Origin of the sequence: uncultured Algibacter sp., assembly GCF_947495925.1 — a bacterium.
Lineage (GTDB): Bacteria > Bacteroidota > Bacteroidia > Flavobacteriales > Flavobacteriaceae > Algibacter_E.
The window spans coordinates 360,409-375,172 of the sequence record NZ_CANMAU010000001.1 but is presented as its reverse complement, the minus strand read 5'-3'; the positions used below and the strand labels follow the sequence as shown (position 1 = coordinate 375,172).

Here is a 14,764-nt window from a genome sequence, read left to right as displayed (position 1 = left end):
TTTTTAATGAAAAAACGTATTCCAATAGTTATGGTAATTATTGATAGAAGATCTTGTTTTAAGGAACCAGTTAGGTAAAGTTAATTGCAAAAAATCTTGGTTTCTTTAATTAATTCCTAAACTAATATTATGATTGTAATTAAAATTATATGTTGAAAAATGAATAAAACGTATTTGACTTTGATTACAAGCAAAGTTCTTGTTTTTAAAAAGTGTATATCGAGATCGTAATAAAAAAAGCCATGCTGTACTTTTTTGAAACCCTATATTTTACATCAAGACCAGTTTTGCCACTGCCAATGAAATTGGACTGTGCGAAATTTTTCAACGGGTACATGAACAGTATTTAAAAGGGGACAGACTACATAACTTTTCTTACATCCATCAGGTTTCTTTATAAGGTTTAATAGTTCACCTTATCAGTGATACCGTTAAGGTATTTATGTGAGCTCTAGGGAATCTATGTTTTAGAATGCGCTCTTCCTTTTCGTTCTAATCTGTGAGAACCCAAAAAGATAGAAGGTAAAATAATAACTAGAACTATACTTCTTCATATCTAAAGCAATTCATTTCATGGTCATTTACCATGCCTGTAGCCTGCATATGAGCATAAATTACTGTGGTGCCTACAAATTTAAAACCTCTTTTCTTTAAATCTTTACTTATTTGATCGCTTAAAGGCGTGTTTGCAGGAACGTCGTTAATTGTTTTAAATGCATTTTTTATTGGCTTACCATCAGTAAATTTCCAGATATATTTACTAAAGCTTCCAAATTCTTTTTGAATTTCTATGAAAGCTTTGGCGTTGGTAACTGTGGCATTTACTTTTAGTTTATTCCTGATAATACCTGCGTCTTGTAAGAGTGTATCTATTTTTTTTTGTTCGTATTTGGCAATTAATTTGTAATTGAAATTGTCAAATGCTTTTCGGAAGTTTTCACGTTTTCGAAGTACGGTTATCCAACTTAAGCCTGCCTGAAAAGTTTCTAAAATTAAAAATTCAAACAAAGTGTCGTCATCATATACAGGAACACCCCATTCCTCGTCATGATAAGCTTCGTACAAAGCATCTCCTTCGCACCAAGCGCATCTGTGTTTTTTATTCATCATTTTTTAATAAGTTTTAGGGTAGACCCATTTTCAATTTTTAAGAAATACAGACCCGCAGCAAAATTAGAAATAGAAAATGTCTTGCTATGTCCGTGCTTCATAATTTTTCCAACGACATTATAAATAGTCCATTCATGTTTTGTATTTAAAAATACATTGCCACTTGTTGGATTAGGATAAAAATAAAAACTAGTTTTCTCAGAGTTTTGATCTACACTTAGCAAATTTTCTGAAAGCCACTGTGCGGTACTATTTGCATTTATCATACCTGCAGTATTAAAATTACCTCCTGTAAATATTCTATCTGTACCATCACTATCTTTAGAAAAAGATATAGCATTAATTTTAATGTCTACCCCTACATTGGTGTCAGTCCCTAGTGCCTTCCAGCCTTCACTCTCGTTCCATCGTGCTATATTATTTACTACAATACTATTATCCGCATTTAAATTACTATTGTCAAAAGCTCCAGCAGCATACAAATTTGAGCCATCATGAATCAAACTATTTACAATATTATTAACACCGTTTCCTAAAGCAGACCAATTATTATTTGATTTATTCCATTTTGCAATTCTATTAACCGTTTGGCCTCCAGCTATGGCAAAATTCCCCCCTATATAAATATGATCTGATGTGGCTGTAATAGCTTCAACAAAACCACTTGTGCCTGACCCTAGCGTGCCCCAATTGGTACCGTTCCATGTTGCAATCCTATTAGCCATATTTCCGCCAGCCTCATCAAAGTTTCCTCCAACGTATAGTATGTTATTTTCGTCTATAGCCAACGATCGTATTTCATTGTTTGTTCCGGAAATGGCATTATTAGAATCGGTTAAAGCAGACCACGAAGTTCCATCCCAAACCGCAATATTTTTGACAATAATATTATTGATGTTTTCAAAAACTCCTCCTGCGTAAAGATTTCCATTATGGTCTATTTCCAGAGCGGCTACCGTTCCATTTATTCCAGTGCTCAAAGGTTCCCAAGAGTTTTCATCCCAAACCGCAATGTTATTTGCAGAAATGCCACCAATTTCTGAGAAATTACCAGCAGCATATAAACGTCCGTTTGGAGCAATTTTTAAAGCATTTATTACTCCGTTTGTATCTCCTATATTTTGCCAGCCAGAACTTTTATTCCAAACGGCGAGGTTATTTGCATTAATCGAACCAGCTTGATTAAATGTTCCTCCGAAATATACATTTCCGTTCGGACTTGTTTCAATGGCTCTGACTACACCATTGATACCTTCTTGTAAATTATTCCAAGCTCCAATTCCATTCACTTGATTTGCTGATGAGGTTGTTGTGCCATCAACTAATTTATAGAGTTTTGAATTATTGCCATAATCACTAAAGTACAATTCTCCGTTCTGATCTAAGCCAAAGGAAGAAATAAATAGCCCATTTGTTTTAAATAGTAAAGTGCTATTTGAGTCTCCTGTTGTGGCATTATAATTTAATGCCCAAACTCTGCCGCTAACATAATCGCCAAAAATATATTTGGTATTTATATCAGGATTTAAACTTGTGATTTCCGACCCTCGATATACATGTCCTCCTGTGATAGATCTATCACCTTGCAAACGGTTATAAAAAAACACTGGAAATTCTGTTGGTTCATTTATTATGACATTGCTATTGGCGATAGATTCAGCTTCAAAACGACTCCATCCGTAATTTTTACCATTTTTAATAATGTTTACTTCTTCAAAAGCACCTTGTCCAACATCTGCTCCCCAAATAGTATTTGTAATTTTATCAATGGAAAATTTCCAGGTATTCCGAATACCATAGGCGAAAATTTCATCCAATCCATTTTGTCCAACAAAGGGGTTGTCACTAGGTATTTCATAGTTTCCGTTTGGTAAAGCTGGGTTAGTTTCAATAGGATTACTGCCATCAATGTCTATATCAATTCTACAGATACTTCCGAAAACGGTATTTTTATTTTGTCCATTACTCGCAGGGTCGTTACCACCACCACCATCTCCAAAAGAAGCATATAGATAACCATCTGGACCAAATGCTATTTTGCCTCCATTGTGATTGCCATTAAATTGGTTTTTATCGAATTGAAAAATAATGAGTTCAGTGTTTTTATCCGCAATATTTGGGTTGACACTGTTTACTGTAAATCTAGACAATACTATTTTTACACTAACACCAGGAACGTTGCTATTGGCTGTGTAGTATACATATAAATAACCATTATTAGCGTAATTAGGATGAAAAGCTAATCCAAGTAAGCCTAACTCTTGACCTGTAATAAAGTATATTCGGTCTGAAATGTCTAAAAAGGTGTCTACCTCAGCAGGTGTTACGTTTTCGCTTCTGGGGAATACTTTTATCTGGCCAGATTGTTCTAAAACAAACATACGGTCGGTGCCATCTAATGGAGACTGAATTTCAACTGGAAAATGAAACCCTATATTTGGAAAAGCAGATTCATAGGTGATTTGAGCGCATAATAAAAAAGGGAAGAGTAAAATTATGAAAGAAGAAAAGCGGCTTATATGATTCATGTTAAGTTTTTAAGAAGGATTTGAAAAATACAATAATAATAGCATTTTTTCAAAAAATTAAAGCTTTGTTGAGTTTGTATTAATAGAGCCCTAACAATAACTGTAAATCCTTAAATTCATTTAGAGGGTTTTGTGAAACAATTGTTACGTTCTATTAAATCAAGCTGTTGTTATTTTGTAGTATCGAAGTAAGGAAATATACACTTTACGGACAAAGAATAAAAAAAATCGAGCTTTTGCTCCAATAAAAAGTAACAAATGCAACATCCAGTTATAAAAGAAGGTTTAGAAAAAAGTATGTCTTATCAAATGTATTACGATTTGATAAATAGGTTGGCCGAAACAGAAGGAACAACAGGGCCAGAACAAACAGAAGCCTTAATTGGCTATACAAAGCTAAATCAGCGTCGTATGAAGCGATGGGATAAAACTATAAAAACATCTGAGCAGGTTCAGGCATTAGTATCGGATTTTAGTCATAAAATGACTTGGCTAGTCATTACGGAGAGTTGGTGTGGGGATGCTGCCCATGTTGTGCCAGTAATAAACAAGCTAGCAGAACTCAATGAGAATATAAACTTAAGAATTGTGCTTCGCGATGAAAATAGTCAATTAATGGATATGTACCTTACCAATGGAGGAAGAGCAATTCCAAAATTATTAATGATTGATGATGAGACTGGTGAAGTTGTAAATACGTTTGGGCCGAGACCCAGCGAAGCAACAAATATGGTGAATGACTATAAAGTTAAACATGGAAAGTTAACTCCCGAATTCAAAGAAGAACTTCAGTTTTGGTATAATAAAAACAAGGGACAGAATATTATTGAGGATATCACTCAAAAGCTATGTCAATTTGAACCAGGTATGTGTGTTTAAAAAAAGCGTCAAACTTAAGTTTGACGCTTTTTTTATCTTTTTATGCTTTTTAAAAATGCAAATATTTTTGATTTTCTAGGAGAAAAATTAGGGAATCCTTAGGAAAGATTGAAAGTATGACAAAAATCATCTTAAAAGAAATACTAGCGAATTAAATTTGCTTTGTTGGATTTTCTTCCATTAGTAAATTTTAAGATTATGAATGCCACAATAAAATCAAGCCTAGAACGAAGCATGTCTTATCAATCTTATAGAGCTTTGGTAAAACAATTGGCGGAAGACAATTCTAATACTGGATTGGAGAAAACTAAAACCTATGCACATTACACTAAGCTTAACGATAAGCGCATGAAGCGCTGGGATAAAACCGTTAAAGTGTCAAAGGCCGCTTTGAAAAGAATTGCTGAGTTTCAACATAAAATAACTTGGTTGGTTATTACAGAAAGTTGGTGTGGCGATGCGGCACATGTTATTCCAGTATTGAATAAGATTGCAGTTTTAAATACAAATATTACTTTAAGATTGGTTTTACGAGATGTGAGTCCGGAATTAATGGATGATTTTTTGACCAATGGTAATAGGTCGGTTCCTAAAGTTATTTGTATTGATGATGAAACAGGTGAAGTTATTCATACGTATGGTCCTAGGCCTACTGAGGCTACAAATTATGTAAAGCGATTTAAAGCAAGACATGGCGCTTTAACACCAGATTTTAAAGCAGATTTACAGCATTGGTATAATGGAGACAAAGGGCAAAATGTAATTGAAGATGTTACCCAGTTTTTGAGTCTGTTAGAACCTAGCGTTTACCAATAAAAAGGAAGGTGATGGTGCCTAATTGTTCTTCTTTTGAATAATCAGGGCTAAATTGAGATTGTTTGGCATACTCCAAAGCACGTTCGATTAAACATTCGTTATTAGATGTTGATGCCGAGTTTATGTATGTGTTTGTAACATCTCCTCTAGAATTTACCTCAATATTTACTACAATTTTACCATTTACTTCACAAAGGTAAACAGGAATGGGTAGGTAGATTTTTTTTCTATTTTTTAATGAAAAGCTAATTGAGCTTCTTGCATTGTTGTTTTCCGAGCGTTTTTCTTTTAATAATTCATTAACCTTACTAAACTTTGATAACTCTTCTTCGTTTAATTTAGATTCAGTAGAGTCAAACTTCTTATTAGGGATACTGGAGTTTTCAGAACCACTAGTGCTAGTGGGAGGAACATAATCTTCAGGTGGAGCAATCTTTTTAAAGGCCTGTGCAAAATGTTGTTCTTCTTGACTTTCATTAAACGCTTTATTGGTTTCAGCCTTTGAATTGTTTAGCTTTTCTAGAGCTTCAAGTAATTTAACATCTTCTTCTGTGAGTTCCTTTTCTGGTTCCATTTCATAATAGCTCTCCGAGCTTATATCATCTTTTTGTATCAAACTTAAGTTGAAAACAGATAAGATTACAGTTCCTGAAATAAGGAATGTAATAAGTAGGGCTTTATGTTGATCTGTTAGGCGCAAATCGTTTTAATTAAACGTATAGTTATACGAAATATACGTAAAATAAGATAAATTAGTTCTTTAGGCTGTCAATAAAGGTTTCTACAGACAAGGCGTTCTTTATATTGAAGGCACCTATTTTGGTTCTTTTAAGAGCAGATAAATGAGCGCCCGAGTTTAATGCTTTTCCAAAATCATTAGCCAATGAACGAATATAAGTTCCTTTACTACATACGACTCTAAAATAGACTTTTAATCCATTAATTGCTGTGATTTCAAATTCAGAAATATGAATAGTTCTAGGTTTGATTTCAACTTTTTCTCCTGCTCTAGCAAATTCATACAATCGTTTACCATCTTTTTTCAGGGCTGAAAAAACGGGAGGATATTGTTGGATTTCTCCAATAAATTGTTGTGCTGTTTTATGAATTAAATTTTCAGTAATATGATCTGTCTGGAAAGTTTCATTAATTTCGGTTTCTAGATCGAAAGAAGGAGTAGAACTGCCAACAGTAATGGTTCCTGTGTATTCTTTGATCTGACCTTGAAACGTATCAATTTGTTTGGTCATTTTGCCTGTGCAAATAACTAATAATCCTGTTGCTAAGGGATCTAATGTGCCTGCATGTCCTACTTTAATTTTTTTAATGTTAAAAGCTTGACGTATTTCCCAGCGTAGTTTGTTAACCACCTGAAAGGAAGTCCAGTTTAAAGGTTTGTCAATCAAAAGTACTTGTCCTGCAAGATAGTCTTCTAAAGTTTTCATATTAATAAAATAATGAAAAAGCAATGGCAATTAAGCCAACAATAGCACAGTAAATAGCAAAGTAAGTGAGTTTACTTTTCTTTACTAATGAGATCATCCAAGTGCAAGCGAACAAACCAGCAACAAAGGCAGCAACAAAACCAATGGAAAGCGCGGTTATGTTTCCGCTATCGTATGATAAATCACCACTTAGAATATCTTTAGCAATTTTTCCAAAAATTAAAGGTACAACCATTAAAAACGAAAAACGTGCAGCTTTGGTTTTGTCATTCCCAAGTAATACAGATGTGGATATGGTAGCTCCTGAGCGTGAAATGCCTGGAAGCATAGCAATAGCTTGCGAAATACCAATAACAAAAGCATTTTTAAAAGATACTTTTTTATCTGTGTCTTTAGCCTTATCTGCAAAAAATAATAGAGCTGCAGTTACTAAAAGCATAAAGCCTACTAAAATAATATTACCTCCAAAAAGAGCTTCTAGTTGTTCTTCAAAAAATAAACCAACAATAACAGCAGGAATCATGGATATTGCAATTTTTGAAATAAATTGTAAGTCATCATTCCATTCAAATTTAAGAGCTCCTTTTATAAGGTCAAGTATATCTTTTCGGAATACAACAATAGTGCTCAAAGCCGTAGCAAAATGAAGAACAACGGTAAAAAGTAAGCTTTCTTCTGGAACAGAGTTGTCTCCAAGAATAGCTTTTCCTAATTCTAAATGTCCGCTGGATGATACCGGTAAGAATTCTGTAAGGCCTTGAATAATTCCTAAAATAATTGCGTCTATAATTTCCATGGCGCAAAAATATTAAAATACTTATAGAATAGGTCGTATCGACAAAATAATAAAATGTAATTTTAGATTATCGCTAAATGAATATATGAAAATAGTACTCGCACCAGATAAGTTTAAAAACTCTATAACAGGATTAGAATTTTGCATTGCTGTTGAAGCAGGTATAAATCAAATACGGCCTGATGTTAACATCGTAAAACTCCCTTTAGCTGATGGAGGAGATGGAACTATTGAAGTGGTAAATTACTATTTAAAAGGAGAGGTTATTAATGTAGTTGTAAGTAATCCTTTTTTTGAGCCGATTCAAGCTTCTTATTTATATTCCGAAGACACAAAAACAGCATTCATTGAAATGGCCGAAGCTTCAGGTGTTAAGTTGTTAGATCCCCATGAATTTGATTGTAAAAATGCAACAACTTTAGGGACAGGTGAAATGATTGTAGATGCTATTACAAAAGGCGCTTCAAAAATTATTTTAGGTATTGGAGGTAGTGCAACTAACGATTGTGGTATAGGTATGGCGACTGCCTTAGGGTATCGGTTTTTAGATAAAGATAATCTAGATGTAAAACCTATTGGGGCTAATTTATCTGAGGTTAGGTCCTTAGATGTAACTAATGTAAATCCTATGTTAAATGATGTAGAATTCAAAATAGCTTGTGATGTTATTAATCCTTTATATGGAAAAAATGGGGCAGCATATGTTTATGCCGAACAAAAAGGGGCTTCAAAAAAAGATATTGAAATACTTGATAAAGGATTAGAATCGATGTCCAAAATAATTTGTGGGGTTTTTAATGTAGATGCCCAGTCGGTTAAAGGAGCTGGTGCGGCTGGAGGAATGGGTATTGCTTCTAAAGTATTTTTGAAAGGTAATTTGGAACCAGGGATTCAGCTTATAAAAAACTTAGCCGATTTTGATAATCTAATTAAAGGAGCAGATTGGATTATTACAGGTGAGGGGAAATTAGATACTCAAACTATGTCTGGAAAAACAATTAAAGGTGTAATGTCTTCCGCGAAAGCGAATAAAATTAAAGTAGCTGCATTCTGTGGAGCTATAGATTTAGAAGGTTTTAATCCCAAAGATTTTGATATAAGTTATGGTGATGCTGTAATGCATTATGCGAAAAATTTAGAGGATGCCATGGTTCATGGAGGAAGCTATGTTGAGCAAATAGCTAAAAAATTTGCTAGTGAAGTTTTAAAACAATAATCTTACATAAAATTATTAGAATATAATTATGAAACTATATCCTTTAAAGTTCAATCCTGTTTATAGTTATCGTATTTGGGGTGGCAATAAGCTAAAAGAGATTTTAAATAAAGATTACAGTCAAGAATGTATTGGGGAGTCTTGGGAGGTTTCTGATGTTGAGAATAACGAAACCCTTGTGAGTAGTGGTGCTTTACAGGGAAAATCTTTAAAAGACTTAATAAAAGAGTTTAAAGGAGAGTTTGTAGGTCATGATGTCTATAAAAACTTTGGTGAAGACTTTCCTTTATTGATAAAGTTTATCGATGCTAAAACACCACTGTCTATTCAGGTACACCCAAGTAATGAATTGGCCAAGGAAAGACATAATTCATTTGGTAAAAATGAGATGTGGTATGTTATGCAAGCTGAAGATGATGCCGAATTAATTGTAGGGTTTAATCAAACCATTGAAAAGGAAAGTTATATTAAGCATCTTAAGGATGCCACACTTAATGAGATTTTAAATATTGAAAAGGTAGCCAAAGGAGATACATTTTACATTCCAACAGGGAGAGTGCATGCCATAGGAACGGGGGTTTTATTGGCGGAAATTCAGCAAACTTCGAATATTACCTATCGAATTTATGATTATGATAGAGTAGACGTTAAAACAGGAGAAAAAAGAGAACTTCATACCGATTTAGCTATGGATGCTATCGATTTTAATCATTTTGAGAATTACAGAACGGCATATGATTTAGAAGAGAATGTTTCAAATAAGTTGGTTTACTCTCCATATTTTAAAACAAATATTATTAGTGTTTCTAATGAAATAAGTAAAGATTATTCCAAAATTGACAGCTTTGTTATTTATATGTGTGTTGAGGGAAGTTTAAAGGTGGAATATCATAATAATCAATATAGTCTTCAAATGGGCGAAACTATTGTTATTCCAGCAGCTTTAAATAAACTAAAGCTAATTGGGACTAAAGCGAAATTGCTTGAAGTTTATCTATGATGACTTTTTATCAGGATTTAAGAGAATAGCATAAATCTGAATTCCAAAACCAATTAAGACTAAGGTTGGTGCTAAACGAATACGCCTCCAACTAAATATCTCTGGATTAAAAACATTAGGGTCGTCACTTCCGCCACCAGACATTAGTACAAAACCTAAAGCAATAACTGCTAATCCAATAAACATAAATTTGTAGTTTTTCTTGCCAAACACAAAGGTTGGTTTTGCTGCTTCTTTACGTTTTTTTTCTCCCATGATTATTTAAATTCCGTGAAAATAATCTTATTTTCAACTGATAATTGCGCGATATGTTCAGAAGTTGCCAAACCTCCAAAAACTTTAGCTAGGTGCAAAGTAACAGTTTTATTTAAAACTTTTGTGTTAAGAGAGTCTAAATTTAATCCACGTTCTAAACCTCTATTAATATAGTAAAGGTCGCCCTGAGAATCACTAAATATAATATCAAAAGAAGCTCCTTGGTTAATAGTTGTTATTTTTTTTGTTTGAACAATACATTGTTCAGGTTTTGGATCTTTTATTATGCAAGAGTTTAACGATAATAAAACTAATAAAGAAAAAACGGCAAACTTTTTCATGATTATAAATGCCTGACTGGATGAGTTAATGAAATAAACGAAAAATAAATCAATTTAGTATCTAATAATACAACTCATCAGTTTTTAAATTCAAGAAGCGTTGTGTAGCAAAATGAGTGCTTATCCAGGTAATAATAATTCCTAAACCAAATACAATAACAAATAGTAAACTTACCAGAATAGGGTTGCTTAGTAGTTCTAATTCGGTAAAGGATTCGTTTAAATAATAAAGTACAATGGCCATGCCAATTAATGCCAAAACCGCACCAATAATACCAAGCTTTACACTTTTCCATATAAATGGTCGCCTAATAAATCGTTTGGTAGCCCCAACCATTTGCATGGTTTTTATGGTAAATCGTTTTGAATATACGGCCAAACGAATAGAACTATTAATTAGCAGCACTGCAATTAATGTAAAAATACCACTGATAACAAGAACCCAAAAACTAATTTTTTTTACGTTGTCATTCATCAGGTTAACCAAGTCATTATCATAGGTAACTTCTTCAACAAAATCTTTATTTAAAGCGTCAGTAGAAATGCTTTCCAGGTGTTCAGAGGTTACATATTCTGCTTTGAGATGAACGTCTATAGAATTCTGCAAAGGGTTGTAACCCACAAAGTCCATAAAATCTTCACCATTTTCTACTTTCATTATTTCCGCGGCCTGTTCTTTTGAAACATATTCAGTAGACTTTACATAATCTGCCATAGCTAAACTTTTTTCAAGTTGTTTGGTTTCTACTTCCTTGGCAGAGTCTTTTAAATAAATAGTAACAACCACTTGTTCTTTAAAATGGTCCGACACTTTCTGTGCATTCAATATAAGCATGCCCAATAATCCTAATAAAAACAATACTAAGGCAATACTTAAAACTACTGAAAAGTAAGAAGAAATAAGCTTGCGCTTTTGGTGTTTTTCAAATGATGAACTCATAAAATAATTGGATTAATGAGGTAAAAATAATAAAGATTAGTGTTTCACACAGTATAACAACGTTTAAACTTTTAATAGTGTTATAATAAGTTTAAATTTGCCACCGAATTTGTCATTCTGGGTAAAGCGCAGGAATCTGTTTAATTTTAAATGAATATTTAAAAAAATGCCTTAGTTGTGACTCTTTAGCAATGACATTATAGATTTTAAAGACCGAAGTAATGAATTACAATTTCAACGAAATTGAGGCCAAATGGCAAAAGTATTGGGCAGAAAACCAAACTTTTAAAGCAGAGAATACTAGTGAGAAGCCAAAATATTATGTTTTGGATATGTTTCCTTATCCTAGTGGTGCGGGTTTACATGTTGGACATCCGTTAGGCTATATTGCTAGTGATATTTATGCGCGCTATAAACGTCATAAAGGGTTTAATGTGCTTCATCCGCAAGGGTATGATTCATTTGGATTACCTGCAGAGCAGTATGCTATTCAAACAGGTCAGCACCCTGCTATTACAACGGCTGAGAATATTAAAACTTACCGTCGTCAATTAGATCAAATTGGATTTTCTTTTGATTGGTCTCGGGAGGTAAGAACGTCTGATTCTGCCTATTATAAATGGACGCAGTGGATTTTTATTCAATTGTTCAATTCATGGTATGATATTGATGAAGATAAAGCGGTAGATATATCTGAATTAGAAGCGATTTTTGCTTCTGCGGGGAATACTAAAGTAAATGCGGTTTGTGATGAAAACATAGAATCATTTTCTGCTGAAGATTGGAACGGATTTTCTTCAGAAAAGCAACAACAAATATTATTACAATACAGACTGACATATTTAGCGGAAACCGAAGTAAACTGGTGTCCTGCTTTAGGAACGGTTTTGGCTAACGATGAAATTGTGAACGGGGTTTCAGAACGTGGAGGTCATCCTGTAATTCGTAAAAAAATGACTCAGTGGAGTATGCGTATTTCGGCTTATGCCGAACGTTTACTACAGGGGTTAGATAAAATAGATTGGACCGATTCATTAAAAGAAAGTCAGCGTAACTGGATTGGAAAATCGGTAGGTGCGTCAGTATCTTTTAAGGTGAATGATTACGATGCGGTTATTGATGTGTTTACAACCCGCCCAGATACTATTTTTGGTGTGTCGTTTATGACCCTAGCACCAGAACATGAATTGGTATCGCAAATAACAACTCCTGAGCAAAAAGCAGAGGTTGATGCATATATTGAAGCCACTGCAAAGCGTAGTGAACGCGATAGAATGGCAGATGTAAAAACCATTTCAGGAGCCTTTACTGGAGCTTATGCTATTCATCCTTTTACAGAAAAACTAATCCCGATTTGGATTGGCGATTATGTGTTGGCAGGTTACGGTACGGGAGCGGTTATGTCGGTACCATGTGGAGACGAGCGCGATTATGCGTTTGCAAAGCACTTTAATATTCCAATCCCTAATATTTTTGAAGGTGTAGATATTTCGGAAGAAGCCTTTTCAGATAAAGCAAAAACGGTTATTGGAAATAGTGATTTCCTTAACGGGTTGAATTACAAAAAAGCAACCAAACGTGCTATTTATGAGTTAGAGCAAATGGGACAAGGTGAGGGCAAAACGAACTACCGCTTGCGTGATGCGGTATTTTCACGTCAGCGTTATTGGGGAGAACCATTTCCGGTGTATTATGTGAATGGTTTACCACAAATGATTGATGCAGCTCATTTACCAATTAAACTCCCAGAAGTTGAAAAATATTTGCCAACCGAAACAGGTGAGCCGCCATTAGGAAACGCTACCGTTTGGGCTTGGGACACCGAAAAGAATGAAGTTGTTTCAAATGATTTGATTGATAATAAAACGATTCATCCTTTAGAGTTGAATACTATGCCTGGTTGGGCAGGAAGTTCATACTATTTTATGCGTTATATGGATCCGGATAACCAAAATGAAATCGCTTCAAAAGAAGCTATGGATTATTGGAAGGACGTTGATTTGTACATTGGCGGAAGTGAGCATGCCACAGGGCATTTGTTATACTCTCGTTTTTGGCAAAAATTCTTGTTCGATAAAGGTGTTGTACCTGTTGATGAATATGCTAAAAAGCTGATTAATCAAGGGATGATTTTGGGGACTAGTGCTTTTGTTTATAGAGTGTTTTTTGAACCTATGATTGGTAAAAATCAATCTAATAAATCTGAGAAAGAAGTAACAAGAGGTATATTTACATCTAATATTTTTGTCTCAAAAACGACAGCTGAGCAAATTGATAATGATACTCTTTTAGCCGAAAATGAAAAGTTGTATTTTCAAATAAAAAATCGCCTGAATGAATTAGCCGAAATAGTTACAGAAAGTTTAGGACTTGAAACAGGATTTGGCATCCCCGAACAAATTCATGTTTTAAAATTACACGCAGATGTTTCTTTTGTAAATGCTTCCGATGAATTAGACACGGAATCTTTTAAAAACTGGAGAGAAGAATATAAAAACGCAGAATTTATAACTGAAGAGGACGGAACGTTTAAAGTTAAACGTGAAGTAGAAAAAATGTCCAAATCCAAATATAACGTCGTAAACCCAGACGATATTGTGGCAGATTACGGGGCCGATAGTTTACGTTTGTATGAAATGTTTTTAGGTCCATTGGAACAATACAAACCTTGGAATACGGCTGGTATTACCGGTGTACATTCATTCCTTAAAAAACTTTGGAAATTATATGCTGACGATAATGGATTAAAAGTTACAGATGTAGCGCCAACAAAAGATAATTTAAAAACACTACACAAAACCATTAAGAAGGTTCAGGAAGATATTGAGAACTTTTCATTCAATACATCAGTATCTACTTTTATGATTGCAGCTAATGAGTTAACCTCACAAAAGTGTACAAGCAAAGCTGTTTTAGAACCATTACTAGTTTTAATTTCTCCATATGCACCCCATATTGCCGAAGAATTATGGAATCAGTTAGGTCATAGTGAATCTATTTCAACAGCGGAGTTTCCAGAATTTGATGCGAGTCATTTAGTAGAGAGTAGTAAGAACTACCCAATTTCATTTAATGGTAAAATGCGTTTTACGATGGAGTTACCTTTAGATATGAGTAAAGATGCTATTGAAGAAGCGGTTTTAGGAAACGAAAAAACACAAGAGCAATTAGCAGGTAGAACACCTAAAAAGGTGATTGTGGTACCTGGAAAGATTGTTAATATTGTTGGGTAAGGTTTTTGTTAATCCAGCTTTCGCAGTAATGACAGAAAGATTGTTTTTAGTCATGTCGATATGAGGTTCGATTGAGACATCGCATTATTTATAATGAATTTGTTTATGTGATTTCTTATTTCCTAAAAATGGTGAAACCCTATTAATAGGAGTGAGTTTAGCGTTAGGGATAGAAGAGGAAAGCCCAAAGTTTTTGCGCCTTAGC

General features: G+C 33.9%; 13 protein-coding genes. 5 read left to right on the top strand and 8 right to left on the bottom strand.

What is annotated here, in order from left to right:
* Positions 1-540: 540 nt before the first annotated feature.
* Positions 541-1,110, bottom strand: a complete 570-nt coding sequence (locus Q0857_RS01640) for a DNA-3-methyladenine glycosylase I (RefSeq protein WP_298531182.1) — start codon at positions 1,108-1,110, stop codon at positions 541-543.
* Positions 1,107-3,638 carry a PQQ-dependent sugar dehydrogenase gene (locus Q0857_RS01635; protein WP_298531180.1) on the bottom strand — a complete coding sequence of 844 codons (2,532 nt, stop codon included), beginning with the start codon at positions 3,636-3,638 and terminating at the stop codon, positions 1,107-1,109. The genes Q0857_RS01640 and Q0857_RS01635 overlap by 4 nt, the downstream gene beginning before the upstream one ends.
* 258 nt (positions 3,639-3,896) lie before the next feature.
* On the opposite strand from Q0857_RS01635, the gene Q0857_RS01630 reads away from it, so the two are divergent.
* Entirely contained in the window at positions 3,897-4,517 is a 621-nt protein-coding gene (locus Q0857_RS01630) for a thioredoxin family protein (RefSeq protein WP_298531177.1), read from the top strand.
* 198 nt (positions 4,518-4,715) lie between these two features.
* Complete coding sequence (locus Q0857_RS01625; protein WP_298531175.1) at positions 4,716-5,333, top strand: thioredoxin family protein; 618 nt, start codon at positions 4,716-4,718, stop codon at positions 5,331-5,333.
* Here Q0857_RS01625 and Q0857_RS01620 read toward each other — a convergent pair.
* Genes Q0857_RS01620 through Q0857_RS01610 form a run of 3 tightly spaced genes read right to left on the bottom strand, consistent with a single transcriptional unit; the run spans position 5,317 to position 7,574 of the window.
* Entirely contained in the window at positions 5,317-6,033 is a 717-nt protein-coding gene (locus Q0857_RS01620; RefSeq protein WP_298531173.1) for a hypothetical protein, read from the bottom strand. The genes Q0857_RS01625 and Q0857_RS01620 overlap by 17 nt on opposite strands.
* Before the next feature lie 52 nt (positions 6,034-6,085).
* The gene (gene truB, locus Q0857_RS01615) at positions 6,086-6,778 is read right to left on the bottom strand and encodes a tRNA pseudouridine(55) synthase TruB (RefSeq protein WP_298531170.1); all 693 of its coding nucleotides are present in this window, start codon (positions 6,776-6,778) and stop codon (positions 6,086-6,088) included.
* Between the two features lies 1 nt (position 6,779).
* Entirely contained in the window at positions 6,780-7,574 is a 795-nt protein-coding gene (locus Q0857_RS01610; protein ID WP_298531167.1) for an undecaprenyl-diphosphate phosphatase, read from the bottom strand.
* An 85-nt stretch (positions 7,575-7,659) separates the two neighbouring features.
* Between Q0857_RS01610 and Q0857_RS01605 the strand changes: the two genes are divergently transcribed.
* Positions 7,660-8,790, top strand: coding sequence for a glycerate kinase (locus tag Q0857_RS01605; RefSeq protein ID WP_298531164.1), 1,131 nt, complete (start codon positions 7,660-7,662; stop codon positions 8,788-8,790).
* A 28-nt stretch (positions 8,791-8,818) separates the two neighbouring features.
* Positions 8,819-9,790, top strand: a complete 972-nt coding sequence (locus Q0857_RS01600; RefSeq protein WP_298531162.1) for a type I phosphomannose isomerase catalytic subunit — start codon at positions 8,819-8,821, stop codon at positions 9,788-9,790.
* Here Q0857_RS01600 and Q0857_RS01595 read toward each other — a convergent pair.
* The 3 genes from Q0857_RS01595 to Q0857_RS01585 form a co-directional block, all read right to left on the bottom strand.
* Positions 9,785-10,045: a DUF3098 domain-containing protein gene (locus tag Q0857_RS01595; protein WP_298531159.1), complete on the bottom strand. Its 261-nt coding sequence runs from the start codon at positions 10,043-10,045 to the stop codon at positions 9,785-9,787. The two genes, Q0857_RS01600 and Q0857_RS01595, sit on opposite strands and share 6 nt — an antisense overlap.
* Positions 10,046-10,047: 2 nt before the next feature.
* Positions 10,048-10,386, bottom strand: coding sequence for a hypothetical protein (locus Q0857_RS01590; protein WP_298531156.1), 339 nt, complete (start codon positions 10,384-10,386; stop codon positions 10,048-10,050).
* A 61-nt stretch (positions 10,387-10,447) separates the two neighbouring features.
* Positions 10,448-11,326 carry an ABC transporter permease gene (locus Q0857_RS01585; protein WP_298531153.1) on the bottom strand — a complete coding sequence of 293 codons (879 nt, stop codon included), beginning with the start codon at positions 11,324-11,326 and terminating at the stop codon, positions 10,448-10,450.
* 221 nt (positions 11,327-11,547) lie between these two features.
* Here Q0857_RS01585 and Q0857_RS01580 point away from each other — a divergent pair, with 221 nt between their 5' ends.
* Complete coding sequence (locus tag Q0857_RS01580) at positions 11,548-14,559, top strand: leucine--tRNA ligase (protein ID WP_298531150.1); 3,012 nt, start codon at positions 11,548-11,550, stop codon at positions 14,557-14,559.
* Positions 14,560-14,764 lie beyond the last annotated feature (205 nt).